Annotated in this window: 10 protein-coding genes; 7 read left to right on the top strand and 3 right to left on the bottom strand. The window is 64.7% G+C overall.

The features are described from left to right. The first annotated feature begins 67 nt into the window (after nucleotides 1-67). The 7 genes from AB8841_RS26995 to AB8841_RS26965 all read left to right on the top strand — a co-directional run bounded on the left by AB8841_RS26995 (nucleotide 68) and on the right by AB8841_RS26965 (nucleotide 17,651). Nucleotides 68-8,062, top strand: coding sequence for a peroxidase family protein (locus AB8841_RS26995; RefSeq protein ID WP_370438814.1), 7,995 nt, complete (start codon nucleotides 68-70; stop codon nucleotides 8,060-8,062). A gap of 86 nt (nucleotides 8,063-8,148) precedes the next feature. Then, nucleotides 8,149-9,900, top strand: a complete 1,752-nt coding sequence (locus AB8841_RS26990; RefSeq protein WP_370438813.1) for a type I secretion system permease/ATPase — start codon at nucleotides 8,149-8,151, stop codon at nucleotides 9,898-9,900. Continuing rightward, nucleotides 9,897-12,326 carry a cadherin-like domain-containing protein gene (locus AB8841_RS26985; RefSeq protein ID WP_370438812.1) on the top strand — a complete coding sequence of 810 codons (2,430 nt, stop codon included), beginning with the start codon at nucleotides 9,897-9,899 and terminating at the stop codon, nucleotides 12,324-12,326. Before AB8841_RS26990 ends, AB8841_RS26985 begins: the two co-directional genes overlap by 4 nt. A gap of 48 nt (nucleotides 12,327-12,374) precedes the next feature. Continuing rightward, a complete protein-coding gene (locus AB8841_RS26980) occupies nucleotides 12,375-13,682 on the top strand; it encodes an HlyD family type I secretion periplasmic adaptor subunit (RefSeq protein WP_370438811.1) in 1,308 nt (435 codons plus the stop codon). 8 nt (nucleotides 13,683-13,690) lie between these two features. After that, nucleotides 13,691-14,140, top strand: a complete 450-nt coding sequence (locus AB8841_RS26975) for a hypothetical protein (protein WP_370438810.1) — start codon at nucleotides 13,691-13,693, stop codon at nucleotides 14,138-14,140. A gap of 1,026 nt (nucleotides 14,141-15,166) precedes the next feature. Further along, entirely contained in the window at nucleotides 15,167-16,477 is a 1,311-nt protein-coding gene (gene repC, locus AB8841_RS26970) for a plasmid replication protein RepC (RefSeq protein ID WP_370438809.1), read from the top strand. A 133-nt stretch (nucleotides 16,478-16,610) separates the two neighbouring features. Next, nucleotides 16,611-17,651, top strand: coding sequence for an LLM class flavin-dependent oxidoreductase (locus AB8841_RS26965; RefSeq protein ID WP_370438808.1), 1,041 nt, complete (start codon nucleotides 16,611-16,613; stop codon nucleotides 17,649-17,651). A gap of 196 nt (nucleotides 17,652-17,847) precedes the next feature. On the opposite strand, the gene htpG is transcribed toward AB8841_RS26965, so the two are convergent. The 3 genes from htpG to AB8841_RS26950 form a co-directional block, all read right to left on the bottom strand. Further along, the gene (htpG, locus tag AB8841_RS26960) at nucleotides 17,848-19,740 is read right to left on the bottom strand and encodes a molecular chaperone HtpG (RefSeq protein ID WP_370438807.1); all 1,893 of its coding nucleotides are present in this window, start codon (nucleotides 19,738-19,740) and stop codon (nucleotides 17,848-17,850) included. A gap of 178 nt (nucleotides 19,741-19,918) precedes the next feature. Further along, nucleotides 19,919-20,704: a phosphodiester glycosidase family protein gene (locus AB8841_RS26955; protein WP_370438806.1), complete on the bottom strand. Its 786-nt coding sequence runs from the start codon at nucleotides 20,702-20,704 to the stop codon at nucleotides 19,919-19,921. A 97-nt stretch (nucleotides 20,705-20,801) separates the two neighbouring features. Beyond that, on the bottom strand, nucleotides 20,802-22,295 hold the full coding sequence (locus AB8841_RS26950) for a carboxypeptidase M32 (protein WP_370438805.1): 1,494 nt from the start codon (nucleotides 22,293-22,295) through the stop codon (nucleotides 20,802-20,804). Between the last annotated feature and the right edge of the window lie 77 nt (nucleotides 22,296-22,372).

Raw genomic sequence — 22,372 nt, 5'->3', positions numbered from 1 at the left:
CGATGGGCGAGGCAGCCCAGGCCGGGACAATGCGCGCACAAGGCTAGGCCTCAGAGGGAGAAGCATCATGGTCCAACTGGTCAAACATGACCTCGAATTCATCCTGACGCAGATCAAGGTTGGCGAGGCGAACTCTGTCGCTCACTCGGGCGACGCCGCGAAACCGCTCGCCGATCTCGTCAGCCACCACCTGCTGCCCTACGGCCTGCGCACGGTCGACGGCAGCTACAACAACCTGATCCCGGGCCAGGAGTGGAACGGCGCCGCAGACCAGATCATGCCGCGCCTGCTCAATCCGAAGTATGTCCCCGCCGACCACAGGCCCGCCGGAGCGCAGGGGCCGGGATCGCCGGCAAGCGCGGAGCCGACCCACTACGGGAACACGGGCGACGTGTGGGATGCCGACCCTCGTATCATCTCGAACCTGATCTCGGACCAGTCACCCGACAACCCGGCCATCAAGGCGCTCATCCAGCAGGGCAAGGCTCACTACGTATACGGCGAGACGACCAGGATCGAAGCGGAGGATTTCACGGATCCCGGCGCCTTCTTCGAGGAGACGATCAGCGGCACATCTGGAAACACGGTCATTCGCCTCGGTGCCAACCAGACCGGCGCGGCCTCGACCACCGTATCGTCGAACGAAGCCTCATCCGCCTTCCATGACATCAAGATCGCCTATCTCGACGAGAACGACGGCGCCATCCCCATGGAACTCTGGGTCGATGGCAAGATGGTCGACAGATGGATGCTCGATGCCCCGAACCAGCCCGGTGACGGCGCCCAGGCCGCAAACCTGCGCACCATCACCTTCGAAAATGTGAAGATCGGCCCGAGCTCGGTCGTCGAGCTGCGGGCTACCACTAACACGCTGGAACTCGCCCGCATCGACTACATCGAGATGACGCCCAAGACCGTCATGATCGACAACGTCTCGGCCGACCTCGGCGACACGGCGCCCTTCAACGGCTTCTTCACCCTGTTCGGCCAGTTCTTCGACCACGGACTCGACCTCGTCAGCAAGGGCGACAACGGCACGGTCTACATCCCGCTCCAGCCCGACGACCCACTTTACGTCGAGGGCAGCTACACAAACTTCATGGTCCTGACCCGCGCCAGCCCGGTGATGGGCGCGGGGGCCGACGGGCAGATGGGCACGGCCGACGACGTCCTTCTCGGCCACCGCAACGAGACCACGCCGTGGATCGACCTCAACCAGGTCTACACGTCCAACCCGTCTCACCAGGTCTTCCTGCGCGAGTACACGCTGGTCGATGGCAAGCCCGTCGCGACAGGGCGCATGCTCGAGGGCAAGAACGGCGGCCCGGCCACCTGGGCTGACGTGAAGGAACAGGCGGCGACCAAGCTCGGCATCCTCCTGACCGACATGGACGTCCTGCGCGTTCCCGGATTGCTGACCGACGTCTACGGCGAGTTCGTGCGCGGTCCGAACGGCTTCCCACAACTCGTTCGCCAAGGGGCACCGGCTCTGGAAGGCAACCTCGATCAGCCCGTTGCAGCTTCTGAAGCCATGTCGGCCGGACGCGCCTTCCTGAACGACATCGCCCACAACGCCGTCCCCGGCACCTATGACCTCAACCATGACGGCGTGGCCGACGGGATCAAGGCCGCCGACAGCGACGACGTCGCCGGTAACCCGATCATTCCCAACCCGATGGGGGTCAACACAACCTACGACAACGAACTGCTCGACCGCCACGTCATCGTGGGCGACGGACGCGGCAACGAGAACATCGGCCTGACCTCGATCCACCACGTCTTCCACTCCGAGCACAACCGCATTCTTGAGGAGACGAAGAAGATCGCGCTCGAGTCCGGCGATCTCGCGTTCCTCAACGAGTGGCTGGCCGTCGACGTGACGCAAATCCCGACGACGCAGGCGGAGATCGATGCCCTGGTCTGGGACGGCGAGCGCCTCTTCCAGGCAGCCCGCTTCTCCACCGAGATGGTCTACCAGCACCTCGTCTTCGAGGAGTTCGCCCGCGCCGCCGCGCCGGACGTGAATCCCTTCCTGTTCTCCAACACCACCACCGTTTCCGGTGCCATCGTGGCCGAGTTTGCCCACGTGGTATACCGCTTCGGCCATTCGATGCTGACCGAGACCATCGACATGGTCCACATCGGGGAGGACGGCAGGCCCGTCCAGAGCGAGATCGGCCTGATCGAGGCCTTCCTCAACCCGCTCGCCTTCGGCAACGCCGGCGTGGACCCGAACGAGGCGGCAGGCGCCATCCTGAACGGCATGTCCCGTCAGGTCGGCAACGAGATCGACGAATTCCTGACAGGCGCCCTGCGCAACAACCTCGTCGGCCTGCCGCTCGACCTCGGCGCGACCAATATCGCCCGTGCCCGCGAGACGGGCGTGCCCTCGCTCAACGAGGCCCGCAAGCAGTTCTACGCGGACACACAGGACACCCGCGTCAAGCCCTACGAGAGCTGGTACGACTTCGCGCTCTCGCTGAAGAACACGGCCTCGGTGATCAACTTCATCGCCGCTTACGGGACGCACCTGTCCATCACCTCGGCCACCACGCTCGAGGCCAAGCGCGCGGCGGCGACCCTGCTCGTGATGGGCGGCAACGGTGCCCCAGCCGACCGGCTGGATTTCCTGCACGGACAGGGTGCCTACAGGGACACGGAGGAGGGCAGGCTCGGCGGTCTCAATGACGTCGACTTCTGGATCGGCGGCCTTGCGGAGAAGAAGATGACCTTCGGGTCGATGCTGGGATCGACCTTCACGTACGTCTTCGAGTACCAGATGGAGCAGCTCCAGGCAGGTGACCGGTTCTACTACCTGAGCCGTACGCAGGGCCTGAACCTGCTCAACGAGCTCGAGGCCGACTCCTTCGCCCAGCTCATCATGCGCAACACCAGCCTCGGAGACGGGAGGTCGACGCACATCAACGGCGCCGCGTTCCAGACGGCCGACCACATCCTCGAGATCGACCGGAACCGGCAGATCCACGACGATCCCCAGCATGACGACCCGATCCTCGGCGCGATCAGCCCAATGGTCATCCGCAAGGACGTCAATGGCGACGGGATTATCGACTATCTTCGCTATAGCGGCACCGACCACGTCGTACTTGGCGGCTCGAACCGGGGCGAGACCCTGATCGGCGGCGAGGGCGACGACACGCTCTGGGGCGACGGCGGCGACGACTACCTCGAGGGCGGCTACGGCGTCGACCATCTCCACGGCGGCGACGGCGACGACATCATCACCGACAGCGGCACGGATATCGGTGCGGGCGACGTGATCCACGGCGACGCGGGCAACGACGTCATCAACCCGGGCAGCGGCCTCGACCTCGTCTTCGGCGGCAGCGGCCAGGACTTCATCTTCGGCGGCACCGAGGCCAAGGACATCAATGGCGGCCTGGACAACGACTTCATCCGCGGCGGCACGGGCATCAACTTCCTGAAGGGCAATGAGGGCGACGACTGGATCGAGGGCGGGGAGAGCTTCGACACCTTGGCGGGTGACAACTCCGAGCTGTTCTTCAACTCGACGATCATCGGCCACGACGTCCTGAACGGGCGCGGGAACGACAACGACTACGACGCCGAGTCCGGCGACGACATCATGTTCCAGAACGAGGGCATCGAGCGCAACAACGGCATGGCCGGCTTCGACTGGGCGATCCACAAGGGTCACAACCAGGCCGCCGACTCGGACATGACGGTCACGATCTTCCAGAACCAGCAGAACAACATCCTGCGGGACCGCTTCGACCTGGTCGAAGGCCTCTCAGGTTGGAAGTTCAGCGACAAGCTGACCGGCCGGGATGTGGTCATGGGTGCCTTCGACGCGAACGGCAACGCCGCCCAGATCGGCCCCAATGCCCCGCTGGAGTCCTACTCCAACGCGCTGCTGGAGAAGAACGTCAAGCTGATCGACGGTCTCGACAAGCTCGTGGCGCACCTTCAGCGCTTCGAGCTGACTGGCGCGGACGGTAGGAAACAGTGGGCCGTGATGAACACGGACGATGCCTCCGACATCCTGCTCGGCGGCGGTGGCAGCGATACGATCAAGGGAGGTGGCGGCAACGACATCATCGACGGCGACAAGTGGCTCAACGTGCGCATCCGTATCACGGTCGGTAATCAGACCTACACGGCTGACACGTTGGACGGAAAGATCTACCGCGAGGCGGACTACGTGAACGGGGTGGTCGTCGCGGGAGCGCTGGCGCAGTTCGGCGGCAAGACCCTCCAGCAGACGATGTTCGACCGGACGCTCAACCCCGGCCAGCTCTCGATCGTCCGCGAGATCGTCGACGGCAACAAGGCCGGAGACATCGACACCGCCGTCTATACGGACGTAGTCGGGAACTATACGTTCGCGACCAATGCCGACGGTTCGCTGGTGATCTCCCACGCCAACTTCACTCCGCCCGCCCTCCCGGAAGAGGTCAACGCGGTGTCCGACGGGACCGACACGCTGCGCAACATCGAGAGACTCCAGTTCCAGGGCAGCACCCTCAACGTCATCACGGGCACCGCCGGCAATGACAGCGGGCCGTCCGGTCAGTCCCCCTCACTGAACGGGACCGCGCAGGACGACATCATTCTCGGCCTCGGCGGGAATGACGTCCTGAACGGGAATGCCGGCAACGACATTCTCCTGGGCGGTGCCGGGAACGACACCCTGAACGGCGGTGCGGGCAACGATACGTATTCCTTCGGCCTGGCCGACGGGAACGACACGATCAACGAAGGCTCCAACTCCGGTACCGCTGACCGCATCGTCATCATGGCGGGCGGCGCGGCCCTGACGGGCCTCAACGTGTCGGACAGCGATACCGGAACCAATGCCGGCAATCTCGTCATCGACTTCAACGGTCAGCGGATCACAGTCGCGGGTCATTTCAGCGGGACCAACGTCCAGACCGGCGTCGAACTCATCAATTTCGACAATGCCACGTACGAGGGCTACGCTCTCGGCAATGGGGACTACGTCGTCAGCAAGGAAGACCCGGCCGGCCCGGTGTTCGGGCTGCTCCCAAGGACGATCGATCTCTCCGGGTCCACCGTCAACAACCTGGTGGCCGGCGAGAGCGGCGCCGAGACCATCATCGGCGGCGCAGGCAACGACCTGATCTTCGGTAGCGGAGGGAACAACGAGCTGAACGGCGGCGCCGGGGCCGACCTGCTGGTCGCAGGCAGCGGGAATGACCAGTTGGATGGCGGAACCGGTGCCGACGTCATGGTCGGCGGTGCTGGAAACGACACCTACGTCGTCGACAATGCCGGAGACGCGGTCGTCGAGGCCGCCAACGGCGGCACCGACGAGGTTCAGACCACCCTCGGAGCCTACACCTTGGGTGCCAACGTAGAGAACCTGACCTATACCGGGGGTGGAGCCTTTACCGGAACCGGCAATGCCTTGAACAACACCATCACCGGCGGCACGGGGGCCGACACCCTGTTGGGCATGGAAGGCAACGACAGGCTCGACGGCGGGGCTGGAGCCGACACCATGGAAGGCGGCGTCGGCAATGACACCTACATCGTCGACAATGCCGGAGACGTGGTCGTCGAGGCCGCGAACGCCGGGACGGACACGGTCCAGGCATCCGTCAGCTATACCCTCCGGGCAAACGTCGAGAACCTGACGCTCACGGGGAACACCGCGATCAACGGCACAGGCAACGAACTTGCCAACACGATCACCGGCAACGGTGCCGCCAACCAGCTCTTCGGGGGCGGCGGCAATGACATCCTGAACGGCGGCGGCGGGAACGACGTGCTCGACGGCGGAAGCGGCGACGATACCCTCGACGGCGGAAGCGGCGACGACACGATCATCGGCGGTGCCGGCAACGACACGATCAACCTCGGCGGCGGCGGCAACGACGTCATCGCCTACACGGCACCCGGCTTCGGGGCGGACGTCATCAACACCTTCGATGCGAACGCCCAGGGCGGCCAGGACCGGATCGATCTCAGCACCCTCGGCATCACGGCGGCCACCTTCACCGCACGGGTCGGAATCGCGGCCGTCGGCGGCACCAACAATACGCTGCTGACGATCCGCGATGCGAACGGCGCCGAGATCGGCACCATCCGTCTCAACGGTGTTGCTCCCTCTGCCATCGACCAGAGCGACTTCGTCCTCGCTCCGGCCGCAGCCACTACGATCACAGGCACGACCGGCAACAACACCCTCAACGGCGGCAACAACAACGACCTGATCGACGCCCTCGCGGGCAACGACATGGTCAACGGGAACGGAGGCAACGACACGCTCATCGGAGGACTCGGCAACGACACCCTCAATGGCGGAACCGGGGACGACACGATCATCTGGAATGCCAATGCGGTCGGAGGAACAACGGACGGCCGTGACTACGTCAACGGCGGCACGGAGGGCGGCCTCGGCGACACGTTCGTCATCAACGGCAATGCCTCGGCGGAGACCTACTCCATCTTCACCAGGGCGGCCTGGGACGCTCTCCCCGGCAACAATCTCTCGAGCCTGAGAGGCGATACGGAGATCGTCATCACCCGGAACGGCACTAACAACGCCGCGATCATCGCGGAGCTGGTCGACATCGAGGAGATCCGGATCAACGGCAACGAGCCTACGGCCACCGGAACGATCGGTGGGGACACGATCAACATCGTCGGCGACTTCTCGGGCACGAGTCTGCGTCCGAACACCATCACCATCGATGGCAACGCAGGTGACGACACGGTGGACATCTCGGCCCTGACCTCGTCACACCGGATCGTGTTCCGCTCCAACGGCGGCAACGACACCATCGTGGGCACACTGCGCCCGCAGGACGTGATCGAGCTGCCGGCTGGAGCGGTGCCGGGGGATTACGAGATCACGACCGGCGAGAACGGCGTGACCACGATGACCCGCGACGGCCATAGCATCTGCTTCACCAGCGTGGGCGGGTTGCCTCAGTTCGGCTCCGGCAACGACGATGGCGAGGGTGAGGACGATGATGTCAGCAACCCGGGCAATGATGACGGGCAGGTCGTCACTCCGGGCGATGACAGCGGCTCTGGCGACGATGATGAGGAGGACGACGACTCTTGCGGTCATGACGGCGAGGGTGCCGGACCGGGAGACAATAGGGGCGGCACGACTCCTCCCGTGACCCAGCCCGACACCTCGGTGGGCGCGCCGATCGCCGGAACGAACGGCACCGAGGTGCTGGTCGGCACGGCCAGGGGCGAGACGATCATGGCGCTCGACGGCAACGACAACGTGGTCGCCGGAGCCGGAAACGACATCGTCAATGGCGGTGCGGGCAACGACTTCCTGAGCGGCGAGGCCGGGCGGGACGTCATGTTCGGCGGTGACGGCGACGACACCATGCTCGGCGGCGACGATGCCGACATGCTCTATGGCGAGGCCGGGAACGACCGCATCTTCGGCGATGCCGGCGACGACATGATCGATGCCGGGGCGGGCAACGATACCGTCTATGGCGGGGCCGGGAACGACACCATCGTGGCCTCCGTGAACGACGGCAACGACGTCTACTACGGCGACGACATGACGGGCGGCACCGGGATCGACACCCTGGACATGTCGGCAATCACCGCCAACATCACGGCGAACCTCGGCGGCAACGGCACCAGCTACGGCACCGTGTCGAGCAGCCAGACCGGTATCGACACGATCTGGGGCATCGAGAACATCGTGACCGGGTCGGGCAACGACGTGATCACGGCGAGCCGCGCCGTGAACGTGATCGACGGCGGTGCGGGCAATGACGTCTTCCGCTTCCTGTCGGCGGCCGACGCCAACGGCGACACGATCCTCGGCTTCCAGCCAGGTGACCGTCTCGACCTCTCGGCGATCGACGCCAACACGGGTGCGGCGGGCAAGCAGGCCTTCACGCTGGCGAACGGCTCGTCCTTCACCGGGCCAGCCCAGCTCGTGATCTCCCACGAGACCCGCGCAGACGGCGAGTACACGGTTGTCAGCGGCAACACCACCGGTCCCGACGCGGCTGAATTCAAGATCAGCCTCAAGGGCAACCACGACCTCAAGCCGTCCGACTTCGTTCTCTCCTAAACCCCACGGGAGGGAGGACGGCCGGCGGACCCTAGGGCCCGCCGGCCACCCGAACAGACAACAACAACATCGACAGGGACGCCCAAATGCGCGGGACCAGTTTCACCTCAGCCCAGAAGCGAAAGGCAGCGGAAAAGCTGACCCAGGGGCTTCGGGGAATCGTCATTTTCCTCTTTTCGGTATCCGGCATCATCAACGTCCTCGCGTTGACCGGCTCCTTCTACATGCTCCAGATCTACGATCGGGCGCTGGGCAGCGGCAGCGTGCCGACCCTGGTGGCGCTCTCGGTCCTGGCCGTCGGCCTCTACCTGTTCCAGGGACTCTTCGACGTGATCCGGTCGCAGGTGCTCGTCCGGGTCGGCGCACGGCTCGACAAGCGCATCGCGCCCCTGGCGCATCAGGTCGCCATCGATATGCCCCGCTTCGGCTTCTCGACTTCCGAGGCATTGGAGCGCGGACGGGACGTCGACACCGTGCGCGGCTTCCTCGGCGGACAGGGACCGACGGCTCTCTTCGATCTGCCGTGGATGCCGCTCTATCTCGCCTTCGTCTATTTCCTCCATCCGCTCCTCGGCGCTCTCGTGCTGGGCGGTGCCGTCGTCCTGACGATGCTCACCATCGCCACAGAGATCATGACCCGACGCCTGGCCGGCGCGACGCACCAGGCGGCGATCGAGCGCAACGCCATCGCCGACTCCAATGCCCGTAATGCCGAGATCCTCAAGGCCATGGGCATGGCATCGCGCGCGGTCGCCCGGTTCGCCAAGGCCAACGCCGAGCACCTGAGCCTCCAGACGCGCACCAACGACATCAGCGGCACCTTCGGAGCGATCTCCAAGGTGCTGCGCATGATCCTGCAATCGGCGACGCTGGGCCTCGGTGCCTACCTGACGATCCAGGGCGAGCTGTCGGCCGGTGCGATCATCGCCTGCTCCGTGGCCTCGGCCCGCGCTCTCGCCCCGGTCGACCAGGCCATCGGCAACTGGAAGGGCGTGGTCGCCGCCCGAACCGCCTTCCAGCGGCTCAAGGAGACGGTGATCGCCCTCGCCGACGTGGAGAATCCGCTCTCCCTCCCGGTCCCCAAGGGCACGCTTCAGGTCGAGCGCGTGACGGTCGCGGCTCCCGATTCCGGCCGGGTGCTGCTCAGCGACGTGGATTTCCAAGTCGCCGCCGGGCAGGCGCTCGGCATCATCGGCCCGAGCGGCGGCGGCAAGACGACCCTGGTGCGTGCATTGACCGGCATCTGGCCCGTGCTGCGCGGCAGCGTCCGTCTCGACGGGGCCGAGCTCACCCAGTGGAAGGACGAGGACCTCGGCCGCCATATCGGCTACCTGCCCCAGGACGTGTCCCTGCTCGACGGCACCGTCGCGGAGAACATCTCCCGTTTCGATGCCGAGAACGATTCCCGAGCCATCGTGGCAGCGGCTCAGGCCGCGGGCATCCACGAGATGATCGTGCGCCTGCCCGATGGCTATCGTACCAGGCTGGGCGCGCAGGGCGCAGCCCTCTCGGCCGGGCAGCGGCAACGCATCGGCCTCGCCCGCGCGCTCTACAAGGATCCCTTCCTCGTGGTCATGGACGAGCCCAACTCCAACCTCGACGGGGAGGGCGAGGCAGCCCTCACCGAGGCCATCAAGACCGTCCGTGCGCGACGCGGCATCGCTCTCGTGATCGCCCACCGTCCGAGCGCCTTGGTGGCGGTCGATCTCGTCGCCGTCATCCAAGGCGGGCGCATGACGGCCTTCGGGCCGAAGGAGGAGATCATCGGCATCCGTGAGTCGGTGAACGCAGCCGCCTCGATGGCGAAGGCACCTGCCACGGCGAGGGTCCCGGCATGATCATCGACGTCAAAGGTACGAAGAGCGGGCAGGCCAACGAGGCCGCTCCCCGCCAGCGCTACGAGCTGAAGGAGTCCAAGCTCTCGAAGATGCCGCTGGCATTCGGGGCCCTGGTGCTCGGGATCGCCGCCTACCTGAAGAGCGCCATGCCGGGCTGGGGTCGTCTCCCCGATGAGGGCGAGGCTCCTCTGCATCCCGAAGACGGCGGGAAATCGCACCTCAAGCTCGTCGATGGCGGGTTGCTGTCCGGTCCGTTGGAGCCGCTGAAGCAAGGCGATTCCCAGCCGGAAGACCAGCTGCTCCGGATCGGCTCCGGCACGCCCTTCGACAACCGCCTTTCCGAGCCGACCTTTCTGATGGTCGACTCGCCGCCGCTCCAGTTCGCGGCACCGTTCGTCCAGCGGGCGGACGTCAGCAGGCTTGCGCGGCTCGAGGGGGGGCTTCGAGCGTCCAACGACAATGTCGGATCCGTCACCGGCAGCCGCCCTGGCGGAAGCACCGGCGGCGGTTCGAAGCCAAGGGGTGACGATCCTGCCGACAGCCCTCCCGGCGATGACACGGGAGACGACGAACCAGGGCATTCGAACCCAATCCCGAAGCCAGCGGAGAGAGACGATGACGATCCTCGTGGTTCGGCCAACCGCGCGCCGCGGACGAGCGGCCCCGTCTATCTTCGCGACGTGGCAGGCTGCCCGGCCGTCCTCATCGGCCTTTCGGAGTTCCTGGCGAACGCGTCGGATCCTGACGGGGATGCCCTGTCGATCCGGAACCTGAAGGTATCCTCGGGCACCATCACCTGGACCGCGAACGGTTGGCTCTACGACCCGAACGGTCTCGGCCCCGTGACGGTCACGTACGAGATCACGGACGGCAGGGCGACGGTTGTCCAGCACGCCTATTTCTCGGTCGTCAGAAACTCCATCATCGGCACCGACGGCGACGATGTCCTTCTCGGCACCGCGTGCGCCGACGTGATCGAGGGCAAAGGCGGAAACGATCTCATCGACGGGCGGGACGGGGACGACCTCATCGACGGTGGCGCGGGCGATGACCACATCGTGGGAGGAGCCGGCAACGACATCCTCCGCGGCGGCGATGGGAACGACGTCATCCTCGGCGGGGCCGGCCACGACCAAATCTCGGGTGGCGAGGGCGATGATCGCCTGTTCGGCGGCGACGGCGACGACACCGTGTTCGGGGACGGCGGCAATGACCAGATCCACGGCGGCAATGGGAACGACATGCTGTTCGGCGGTGCCGGAGACGACCTCGTCAGCGGCGATTCCGGGGACGACAGGATCGAGGGCAACGCGGGCAACGACACCCTGCGAGGCGGCGAAGGCAACGACGTGGTTTCGGGCGGTGACGGCGACGACCTGATCGAGGGCGGGGCGGGTGCCGACCTCCTCCTCGACGGAGCGGGGCGGGACACCGTTTCCGCTGGCGAGGGCGACGATCATGTCGTCGTCGCCCTCGACGGCGACAGGGACGTTTACGATGGCGGTGCCGGGATCGACACGCTGGACCTGTCCTCCACCGAGCGCGGCGTCCATGTCGACCTGGCCCGAGGATCCGCCGGGGGCTGCGAGATCGGAGACAACGCGGTGGCCGGATTCGAGATCGTCCGGGGCGGCTCCGGCCATGATGCGATCTCAGGTTCCGGAGGCGACGAGACCCTCTCGGGCGGGGCGGGTGACGACCGCATCGACGGACGTGGCGGCGACGATGCGCTGGATGGCGGCGACGGCCATGATTGCCTCGATGGCGGCACGGGCAACGACACCCTGAACGGCGGCGCCGGTAACGACATCCTCGCCGACGGGACCGGGCGGGACATCGTCTCGGGAGGGGCCGGAAATGACGTCATCCGCGCGGCCGCCGATGGGGAGGACGATGTCTATGACGGCGGCGAGGGCTGCGACACCCTGGACTACTCGTCCTCGCAAAGCGGAATCACGATCGACCTCACCCAAGGAACAGCCAGCGGCTGTGATATCGGGAGCGACACAATCAGCGGCTTCGAGACCGTGATCGGAGGATCGGGCGACGACCATTTCATTGTCGGCCCGCAGCCCGTCGTGCTGAAGGGCGGTGATGGCAGCGACCTGTTCGAGTTCACACCGCCGCCCCCGGCGAGCGCGCCCGCTCCGGTCCTCCACGAGATCGTCGACTTCAAGGCGGGAGACCGCATCCGGATGTCCAAGTACGACATCTTCGAGAAGGTCTTCGACAGGCTCGAGGACCAGTTCGAGAACATCTACGGCAAGAAGGTTGACGATGACGATGCACGGATCCGCTTCCGCCACGAGCGGTCGGAGAGCATCGACCGCACGGTGATCGAGGCCGATATCGACCGCGACAGCATCTACGAGACCACCATCTATCTCGACGGCCACAGGGCCATCGTCATCGTCGAACAGGCCTAAGCACGACAACGACCGCAGGCTCCGACCGCGGCATCAGGGAGACAGGGAATGAGCAATCACGCGGGGAAGGACAACGACGACTTCCATCTCGGCGGCCGGGTCACGGCAGGAATAGCCCTTGGGGCGCTTCTGGTAGTGGGATGCGGCGGCTGGGCAGCGGTGGCCCAGATCAACGGCTCGGTGATCGCCCATGGCTTGGTCAAGGTCGACCAGAACCTGAAGGTGATCCAGCACAGGGACGGCGGGATCGTCAGCCAGATCAGCGTGCGCGAAGGCGACTTCGTCAAGGCCGGGCAGGTGATGCTGCGCCTCGACGACGTGCAGACCAAGGCGGAACTCTCGATCGTCAGCTCGCAACTCTCCGAACTCGTAGCCCGCAAGGTCAGGCTGACCTCGGAGCGCGAGGGCATGAACGAGATAGTGGTTCCGTTGATGGACGCGGTCCCCGTTACGCTGGCCGATCTCGCCACCTATGGCGAGGTGAGGCTGTTCGAGGGCAACCGGGCGCACCGGGAGAGCCAGAAGGAGCAGCTCAACTCCGAGATCGCTCAGCTCGAGCAGGAGATCAACGGCCTCCAGGCCCAGCAGTCCGCCAAGAGTCATGAGCTTGACCTTGTCCGTGCCGAGCACGGCAAGCTGAAGGGATTGGCCGACAAGGGGCTGATCGAGGGGGCGCGGATGTACGGCATCAACCGCGATCTTGCCCGTCTCTCAGGAGAGGTCGGGGAAATCGGAGCCAGCATTGCGCGCGCACGGGCGCGGATGAGCAGTATCAGGCTGCAGATCATCTCGGTCGACGAGAACGCCCGCACCGAGGCCCAGCGCGAGCTGAGTGCCGTCGTGACCAGGATTTCCGAGCTCAACGACCGTCGCATCGCGCTCGTGGACCGCCTCGCGCGAACGGACATTCGCGCACCCATGTCTGGGGTTGTCAACGAGCTGTCGATCCACACCGTCGGAGGTGTCATCACGCCCGCGGAGACCCTCGCCACCATCGTGCCGGAGCAGGCGAAGCTGAAGATCGAGGCCAGGCTCTCGCCCGTCGACGTCGACCAGGTCTTCGTAGGGCAGTCGGCCAAGCTCCGGTTCTCGGCCTTCAACCAGCGCACCACGCCCGAGCTGAAGGGAAGGATTTCGTACGTCTCGGCCGCGACCACGCGCGATCCGGCGACGAACACCACTCACTATCTGGCCGATGTCCAGATCGATCCCAGCGAGATGGAGAAGCTCGCGGACCAGCCCCTCAAGCCCGGGATGCCCGTCGAGGTGTTCGTGGCGACCCAGGACAGGACCGCGATGACCTACCTGACCAAGCCGTTCACCGACCAGTTTGCCAAGGCGTTCAGGGAAGAGTGAGGGCTGCCATGAGCCGAGCGAGCGGAGTGCCGCCCAGCGTGCTGAGGAGCGGCCCCATCAAGGGAGTCATGTTAACGCGGCGGGTGTGGGCGGCGCTGGAGAACGACAATATCCGGACACTCGCCCAGCTCACGGCCATCGCTCCCCGCATCGAGCAGATCGTGCCCGGCATCGGCCGGAAGGCGGCGGGGAGAATCCGCGAGCAACTCGAAAGGATCGCCCTGCCGCCCACGGCGCCGCCTGACGCTGGATGCCCCGCGTCCCTATTGCGGGCGCGATCCGCGGGGCGGACTGACGTCCCTGCATCGGAAGCAATCCAGGTCACGATCGAGGGCGGGCTGCCCCTCGGGATGGAGCCTGTCTATCCGATGATGGTCATCTGCCGGACGATCTGTCCCCGTTGCGGGAACAGCGAAGTCCGCGTGGTGGAGAGCTTCGGGCCATCATGTGCTCTCTGATCTGCGATGGGCCGGGCTCTGCTTGAGTCATTTAGAGCATCGGGTGTGAAATCGGACCCACATCCGATGCTGTAAGTTGATGGTTTTGAGCATCTTTCCACGCAAAACCGGTCCCCACTTTTGCGTCCGATGCTCTAGAACAGCACATCGTTCTCGCGAGAAACCGGAGTCACTTTTTCGAACGATGCGCTAGCCGAAAGGGGCCGAAGTCCGGGGCGGTCGATGTAATCCAAAGATATGCCGACCGGAGAGACGCCCGGTTCCACCATTCGCGATTAGGATAAACCACTGTCCTGACCGCCGAGTCTGATCCGGGGCATTTGGCTTGAGCGGATCCAGCAAACAGCCATCAAGATTCATTAGGAATATCTGCGAGTGGTCTCACCGTTATGGAGTAAAATTCGCAGATAGTCTTTCCGATAAGGATCCGATTCATGGTCCGGTCTTGAGCAGGATAGAGTCAAGCTGAGTCGTCAGCGAGGTAACAAATAAATATTCGCTCCATGGCTTGACTCGATTTGCTTGGACTTTTGATTCGCTTGGCCCGGCCACCCGGTGGAAAGCGGGATCAGCATTAATCATTTCTTACTGATCGACTCCACACGCAACACCGAATCAGCCATCACTCGGATGTTGCGACACAGTGGTGTTCACAACCACCGACAGCTTGAGCCGCCAGATCGACAGCGCTTCCGACAGGTCCTCGAAAGACCGGCCTTCGGAAGGTTGCGGTATTGGCGCTCAGGGATGTCGGTGACGGGACCGGTGCAAGAGAGCGTCCTCGGTCTCGTCGGGTTGTTATCATCCACGACGGCGTAACTCTCTTCGAACAGGAGAAGACCGTGAACTAAGGCCAGGCAAAGCAAAAGGCCCACGAAGCTGGAAACTTCGAGGGCCTTTGGAGTCACCGAGGGATCGGCGACAGGAATGTTTTGAGCGACTTCCTTATGCCATCCCGACAAGCTGCATGTCAAGGACATCGGATTCGGTGAACGCTCCCGCTTTGCCCTCAACATGGAGGGTACGATGCAGCTTGCATCGTCTGGAGGCCGGCGGCTGAGACATGCCGCTCTGGCCGCGAGGAAGTTCGTGCTGGATTCCGGGCGAACCGTGACTCGAAAAGAGCTCTCGGCGGCGGCTCGCGATGCCGCGAAGGCGCTTTGCCTGAGCGCGCCGCAACGACTGGTCTTGAGCCAGCTGGTCGTCTGCTGGGGCGAACACGGCATCGGCAGGCTGCTCGTCTGGCCGTCCAACCAGCGGCTGACGTCGGCCACTGGCCTATCCGAGCGGTCGATCCGCAACGCCGTCCGCGCCCTGACCGAACTCCAGCTGTTGCTCCCGAAGGATTCCCCGAACGGCAAGCGCTACGCCGTCCGGGACGAGAGAGGCAATATCATTGATGCCTTCGGCTTCGATCTGACGCCGCTTTATGCGCGTCGAGACGAATGGGCCGCCACCACCACCGCACAACGGCAAATGAAAGAGCTCCTGAAACGCTCCTTCGACGACATCACGATCTGCCGTCGCGCCACGGAAGAGGCGCTGCATGCCCTTGCCCGATGCCACGCCTCTGTCGACCGCACCGATCTCGAGAGGCGTCTCGATGTGCTGAAAGCCCGCACTCCGAAACGCTCTGGGACAGCGCTCCCGGCCGGGCTTGCAGAAGCCTGGAGCGAGATGAGGCATCTCGCTGAAGAAGCCTTCTATTTGGCAAGCTGTGACGGCACGACATTCCGGCACATTGAGGCAGAGAAAGAATCCTTCAGTGAGACTTGTCACAACGGCGGCGAGAACGACTCTGAGCCAGCCGCCCCAAACACGCCGCCGCTTCATCAGACGCTGCCGGCCCTGGTGGTCGAAGCCTGCCCCGTGATCGCTGGTTATGCTCACCCGATCCGGGATACGGCCGATCTCGTCGCGGCGGGGCAGTTCCTGCGTGCCTGCCTGGGGGCACATCCGAGCGCCTGGACCGAAGCGGTGGAGGAACTCGGCGCCATCCGGGCTGCCACGGCCGTCATCTTTGTCCTGCAGCTTCACGAAGACGATGTCGCAAGCGGTAAAAACAGCATTCGAAATCCCGGAGGATATTTCCGGTCGGTGGTGCGCCTGATCAAGAACACCGAGATCGACCTACAGGCCGAATTGCTGACCTTGCGCAGGCACAAGCAGGCTCAACGGGATGGAAATGCCTGGTCGCGGCGTGGGCTATGCGATGCTCCGTGTCCCGACCGCGAGCCGCGGGCCGATCATCTCTCTCGCCGTCGGGCGAGGATCGGCACCAGCCGGATCTCCATGCAAAGCGCAATCGCGCAGGGCAGCAGATGTGTTGCAGTCTAAGAGATGACTGGCATCATGCTGACGCATCGTGCGAAAAAGTGGCCATGGTTTTACGCAGCAAGCGATGCGCTCGTTCCAAGACGGGAGCATCGGATGACGGCGCAATCGAAGGCTTTGCAGAAGGACCATTCTGATGGAAATCGGACTCTACACCTTCGGTGACATGGGCGCCGATCCTGTGACGGGACATCGGATCGGCCCGGCCGAGCGCCTGCGGAATCTCGTGGAGGAGATCGTCCACGCCGATCAGGTGGGGCTCGACGTGTTCGGCCTCGGCGAGCACCACCGGCCCGACTATGCGATCTCGGCTCCGGCTGTCGCGCTGGCCGCGGCGGCGACCCAGACCAGGCACATTCGCCTGACGAGCGCCGTGACGGTGCTCAGTTCCGACGATCCGATCCGGGTGTTCCAACAGTTCGCCACCTTGGACAATCTCAGCCAGGGGCGGGCCGAGATCATGGCCGGCCGCGGCTCCTTCATCGAGTCGTTTCCACTCTTCGGCTACGATCTCGACGATTATGACACGCTCTTTGCGGAGAAGCTGCAGCTTCTCATGCGGCTCAACGAAGGCGAGCGCATCAGCTGGCCCGGCGGGCAGCATACGCCACCGATCGCGGATCGTGGCGTCTATCCGCGTCCCTGTCAGGACACGTTGCCGATCTGGATCGCGGTGGGCGGGACGCCCCAGTCGGTCGCGCGGGCAGGAGTGCTCGGTCTGCCGCTGGCGCTGGCCATCATCGGCGGCGAGCCGGCCCGTTTCGCGCCCCTGTTCGATCTCTACCGGCAGGCGGCCCAGCGTTCCGGTAAAGATCCCGCAACCCTGAAGACGTCTATCAACGTGCACGGCTTCGTGGCCGACACGACTCAGGAGGCTGCCGACATCTTCTATGCGCCGCAGGCAGAGGTGATGAACCGGATCGGGCGGGAGCGCGGCTGGCCGCCCACGAGCCGCCAGCAGTTCGACGCGGCTCGCGGACCGCGCGGCGCGCTGTTCGTCGGAAGCCCCGCGGAGGTGACGGACAAGATCCTGGCCGCGCACGAGACCTTCCGGTTCGACCGCTTCCTGATCCAGATGGCCATCGGCGTGATGGATCATGCCAAGCTGATGCGAGCGATCGAAATCCTGGGAACGAAGGTTGCGCCGGAGGTGCGCAAGGCGCTCGCCTCCGGGTGACAGGCCCTGGGGGCGGCTCTCCCGATCATGGCAGGTGGATCGCCCGGTTTTTCGCGAGAACGATGCGCTGTTCTATCGTGAGAGCATCGGAGTGGAATCCCAAAAGTGGATTCCACTTCCCGCGTCCGATGCCGTCAGTCTATGGTCTTGAGCATCTTTTCACGCAAAACCGGTTCCCACTTTTGCGTCCGATGCTCTAAGGCACGCACCGCCGCATCACACGCGCAAGACGCTGCGAGAATGCCTTCGCGTCAGCCGGTAGGTCTCCATCAAGGATCCGCGCTTCGTCCAACAGCAGGTAAGCAGCGTCTTCGCGCAGGGCCTGCTGATCCTCGCCAAGGTTGGCCAGGGCCACGACGAGGTCATGGCGCGGGTTGATCTCCAGAACGGGTTTGACGGCGGATGTCGGCTGACCTGCTCGGGCGAGAAGCCGCTCCAGTTGGCGGTCCATCCCGGTCTCGGATGCCACGAGACAGACGGCGCTTTCCGTCAGCCGTTCGGAGGCGCGAACATCGGCGACGGCGTCCCCGAGGGTGGACTTCACGGATTGGATGAACCCCGTCACCGCCTCCGTCGACGGTGCGCCCGCGTTCTCCTGAGGCTCGACGAGGGGAATCTGCGCCAGATCCGCGGCGCCCTGGGTCACCGACTTGAACGGCTTGCCTTCGTACTCGACGCCCGCCGTGACCCAGAAGCTGTCGACCGCATCCGGCAGCAGCAGCACCTCGATGCCGCGCGCCCGGAAGCCTTCGAGCTGCGGTGAGGCCTCGAGCCGGGCGAGATCGGTTCCGGTCACATAGTAGATCGCGGTCTGATTCTCCTTGAGGGCGCCGACATAATCCTTAAGCGAGCGCCACCCGCCACCGGACGCGGTGGTCTTGAACCGGGCCAGGCCCAGCAGCGTCTGACGCCGCTCGAAATCTTCGTAGAGCCCTTCCTTCAGCACCGGACCGAAGGTCTCCCACACCTTGATGTAGGCGTCCCCGTTGCTCTGCGCGAGCTTCTCGAGTTCGCCGAGCACCCGGTTCGCCACCCCCTTCTTGATGGCGGCCAGAAGCGGGCTCTCCTGGATCATCTCGCGCGAGACGTTGAGCGGCAGGTCGGCCGAGTCGACGAGTCCGCGGACGAACCGTAGGTAGCGCGGCAGGAGCTCGGCCTCATCGGTAATGAAGACACGCTTCACATAGAGCTTCATCCGCCCGTGACGGTCGGGGTCGAACAGATCGAACGGGGTGGAGCCCGGCACGAAGGCCAGAGCGGTGTATTCGTGGCGGCCTTCGGCCCGGAAATGCACCGTCAGGGCCGGTTCGTCGAACTGGCCGGCCACCCCGCGGTAGAAGTCGGTGTAGTCCTCGGACGTGATCTCGGAACGCGGCTTGACCCAAAGCGCCGCTCCATCGGCGACTTCCTGCGGCTCCGCGCCGGGCTTCTCGATGATCGAGATCGGTACGGGAACATGGCCGGACTGCTCCTTGACGATGTGTTCGAGCCGGTGACGCTCCGTGTAGGACTTTGCCTCCTCCATCAGGTGCAGGATGACCCGGGTGCCGCGGGCGGGGGCCTCATCCAGCGCGATCGGCGTCACCGTATAGGAGCCCTGGCCGTCGGACGACCAGAGCGTCGCCTCCTCGCTGCCGGCCCGGCGCGAGACGACATCGACCCGGTCGGCCACCATGAAGGCGGAGTAGAATCCGACTCCGAACTGGCCGATGAGCTGGGCCCCTTCGCCGCCTGAGGCGGCCTGGATCCGGTCCATGAAGGCCTTGGTGCCCGAGCGCGCGATGGTGCCGAGCGCCTCGATCATCTCGTCCCGGCTCATGCCGATGCCATTATCTTCAACCGTCAGGCGGCGGTTGTCGGCATCGATCCGCAAGGTGATCCGCGCCTTGGGATCATCGCCGAACAGGGCAGGGTGGGAGATCGCCTCATAGCGCAGCTTCTCGCAGGCATCGGCCGCATTGGAGATCAGCTCGCGCAGGAAGACCTCCTTGTCGGAATAGACCGAGTGCACCATCAGGTGCAGCAGCTTGGCGACATCGGCCTCGAAGGTGTGGTTCTCAGGGACGGGAGTGGTGTCAGCAGTCGTCATGGCGTGCGATGAACCTTGTTGCTCAGGCAGGCAACGAGATGGCTGCGAACGATCAAGATTTCAAGGCTCGGGGTTATCTCCGGACGTCACCCTGTCTCCTAGATGTCGCGGGATCGGAAGGTCCTCCTCGAACACAAAACATGCTCCAGGCGATCTCGGAATGGGACGTCGCCCGGCATCATGGACGCCGAAGAGCCCCGACGATGGGGCCCATGGGCAGGAGCGAGTCCATCCGTTCCAGTGCTGGCACGTAGAGGCTGGAAATGCTGCCGTCCAGGAACAACGCGTTGGCGCAGCCCAAATGGTCGCGGAACAATCGGGCGAATGTGCTGAACGTGACGGGATCTTCCGAAATCGCGAACACAACCGTGTGCGGGTCTTTCACGCCGACGCCATTGCGGATCTTCAAGGATGTGCTCTGCTCGGAAAACTTGGGATGAATGCGTCCATTGATGACGAGCATCGGACCTGATTGTGTCGCGTGATCCGGCCTGATCTTCCGCTTGAGATAGGTGTCTGTCTCCAGCACGCCGGCCCGATCACCTTTCACATAGAAGACGCCGTTGGGCTTGAGATGGAAATTTCCCGGCCCGTTTCGGGTGTTGGCCGCCTTGAGCTCCTGGCCGTTCTCGACGTAAAGTCCCACCGGCGAGCGATCTTCGTGGTACATGCCCGCATTCATCGCGAAGGCCAGGCGTGCTCCGTCCGGCGTCGCTTTCAGCCGGCTGAACGAGCCAAGCGCATTCCCATCCGGCCCGCGCCAGAACAGCTTCACCTCGTACCGGCGCAGATCCACCGAGCAGACCACGAAGGCACTGTCCGCAAATCGGACCCGCCGGCACGGATCCTGACTGGGTTGCGCCGCTGCCTGTTGGGCAACCAGCCCAAGCAAAACAAGAACCCCGGACAGCAGGACAAGGGTTCGGCACGCCACGTGGCGCAGGTTGAAACGGGTCGACTTCATTCGTTTCCAAGGTCCTTTTCTTGCTTGCCCGTAGATTTGCCCGCAGATCGATCCTGGTCCCGCGACACCATGGATCAATGGAGATGGGGCACAAGGGTCAGTGCGCGAGGTAGCGTTCCCGCAGGTGAGCGCGGAAGACCTCCGCCGTCAGCGGCTGCCCGGTTGCGGCGACCAGCAGTTGGTCGGTGGTCATCAAGCTCCCCTTCGCATGGACATTGGCGCGCAGCCAGGTCCGCAAGGGTGCGAAATCGCCTTTCGCTAGGCCCGGGAGGATGTCGGCATCCGCCTGGCAGGCCGCCCTGAAAAGCTGGGCTGCGGTCATGGCCCCGAGCGTGTAGGTGGGGAAGTAGCCCCATGCGCCGCCGGGCCAGTGGATGTCCTGCAGGCAGCCCAGGCTGTCATCGGGCACCGTGAGGCCAAGGTATGTTCCGACCTTCTCGTTGAAGGCGGACGGCAGGTCCTCGATCGGGAGGTCGCCGGCGATCAGCGCCCTTTCAAGCGTGTAGCGGACCAGTATGTGGGCCGGATAGGTGATCTCGTCCGCATCCACGCGAATGAAGCCCGGCTCGACCCTGGTCAGAATCCGATGCAGGTTCTCCGGGCTCCAGGCCGGCCCCTCTCCTTGGAACGCTTCCCGCACGAGGGGAGCAAGATAGGTGACGAACTCCCGGCTTCGGCAGGCCTGCATCTCGATCAGCAGCGATTGGCTCTCATGCAGGCTCATCCCGCGCGCCAGCCCGACCGGCTGGCGGCGCCACGCTTCGGGGCGGCCCTGCTCGTAAAGGGCGTGACCGGTCTCATGCAGCACCCCCATGAGCGCACTCATGAAGTTCGCCTCGCTGTAGCGGGTGGTGATCCGGACGTCGCCCGTGGATCCGCCGCAGAACGGATGCAGGCTGACATCGAGCCGCCCCCTGTCGAAATCGAACCCGACCGCCTTCATCAACTGCTCGCCGATGCGGCGCTGATCGTCGACAGCGAAGGGGCCACTGAGCGGCTGGATGGCAGGGCGGCCCTGCTGGCGTTCCTGCGCCTCCTGGATCAGGTCCGGCAGCTCGGCGCCGAGCTCGGCGAAAAGGGGATCGATGGCGGCTTGGCGGAGCCCCGGGTCATAGCTGTCGAGGAGTGCATCGTACGGCGACAATCCCAAGGCCTCGCCCTTGGCCTGGCCGATCCGCCGCTGGAAGGCGAGCACCTGGGACAGGTGCGGCAGGAGCAGGGCGAAGTCGTTGTTCTGCCGCGCTTCGCGCCACACCAGCTCCGCCCGGGAGACGGCCCGCGAGCTCGCCTCGACGAGGTCGGCCGGAACTGCGGCGGCATGGAGGTAGATCCGGCGCATCTCACGCAGGTTGGCGCATTGCCACGCGTCGAGATGGTCGCTGTCCTGATCCGCCTTGTCCAGGAGATCGGCCATGTCGGGTGCGGTGAGACGTTCATGGGCGATGCTTTTGAGCGTTGCGAGTTGGTCGGACCGGCTGTCGGCCGCGCCCTCCGGCATCAGGGTTTCGGCATCCCATTGCAGAATGCCGATCGCGTCCTCGATCGAGCTGATGCGGGCAAAGCGTTCTTCCAGCGTCCTGTAGGCTTTCATGGGGGCGACAGTTCCGTCCTTGGGGAGTGATCTTGGGGGTTATGATCTTGGGGGTTATCTTGCGGGCGAGCGGGCGG

The sequence above is a fragment of the Microvirga sp. TS319 genome (assembly GCF_041276405.1).
Lineage (GTDB): Bacteria > Pseudomonadota > Alphaproteobacteria > Rhizobiales > Beijerinckiaceae > Microvirga.
This window is presented reverse-complemented; position numbering and strand designations above follow the sequence as displayed.

What these genes read in the sequence shown, in the direction of transcription:
- AB8841_RS26995 (WP_370438814.1), top strand. Translation starts at nt 68, where the DNA reads ATGGTCCAACTGGTCAAACATGACCTCGAATTCATCCTGACGCAGATC.
- AB8841_RS26990 (WP_370438813.1), top strand. Translation starts at nt 8,149, where the DNA reads ATGCGCGGGACCAGTTTCACCTCAGCCCAGAAGCGAAAGGCAGCGGAA.
- AB8841_RS26975 (WP_370438810.1), top strand. Translation starts at nt 13,691, where the DNA reads ATGAGCCGAGCGAGCGGAGTGCCGCCCAGCGTGCTGAGGAGCGGCCCC.
- AB8841_RS26955 (WP_370438806.1), bottom strand. Translation starts at nt 20,704, where the DNA reads ATGAAGTCGACCCGTTTCAACCTGCGCCACGTGGCGTGCCGAACCCTT.
- htpG (WP_370438807.1), bottom strand. Translation starts at nt 19,740, where the DNA reads ATGACGACTGCTGACACCACTCCCGTCCCTGAGAACCACACCTTCGAG.
- AB8841_RS26965 (WP_370438808.1), top strand. Translation starts at nt 16,611, where the DNA reads ATGGAAATCGGACTCTACACCTTCGGTGACATGGGCGCCGATCCTGTG.
- AB8841_RS26985 (WP_370438812.1), top strand. Translation starts at nt 9,897, where the DNA reads ATGATCATCGACGTCAAAGGTACGAAGAGCGGGCAGGCCAACGAGGCC.
- AB8841_RS26980 (WP_370438811.1), top strand. Translation starts at nt 12,375, where the DNA reads ATGAGCAATCACGCGGGGAAGGACAACGACGACTTCCATCTCGGCGGC.
- repC (WP_370438809.1), top strand. Translation starts at nt 15,167, where the DNA reads ATGCAGCTTGCATCGTCTGGAGGCCGGCGGCTGAGACATGCCGCTCTG.
- AB8841_RS26950 (WP_370438805.1), bottom strand. Translation starts at nt 22,295, where the DNA reads ATGAAAGCCTACAGGACGCTGGAAGAACGCTTTGCCCGCATCAGCTCG.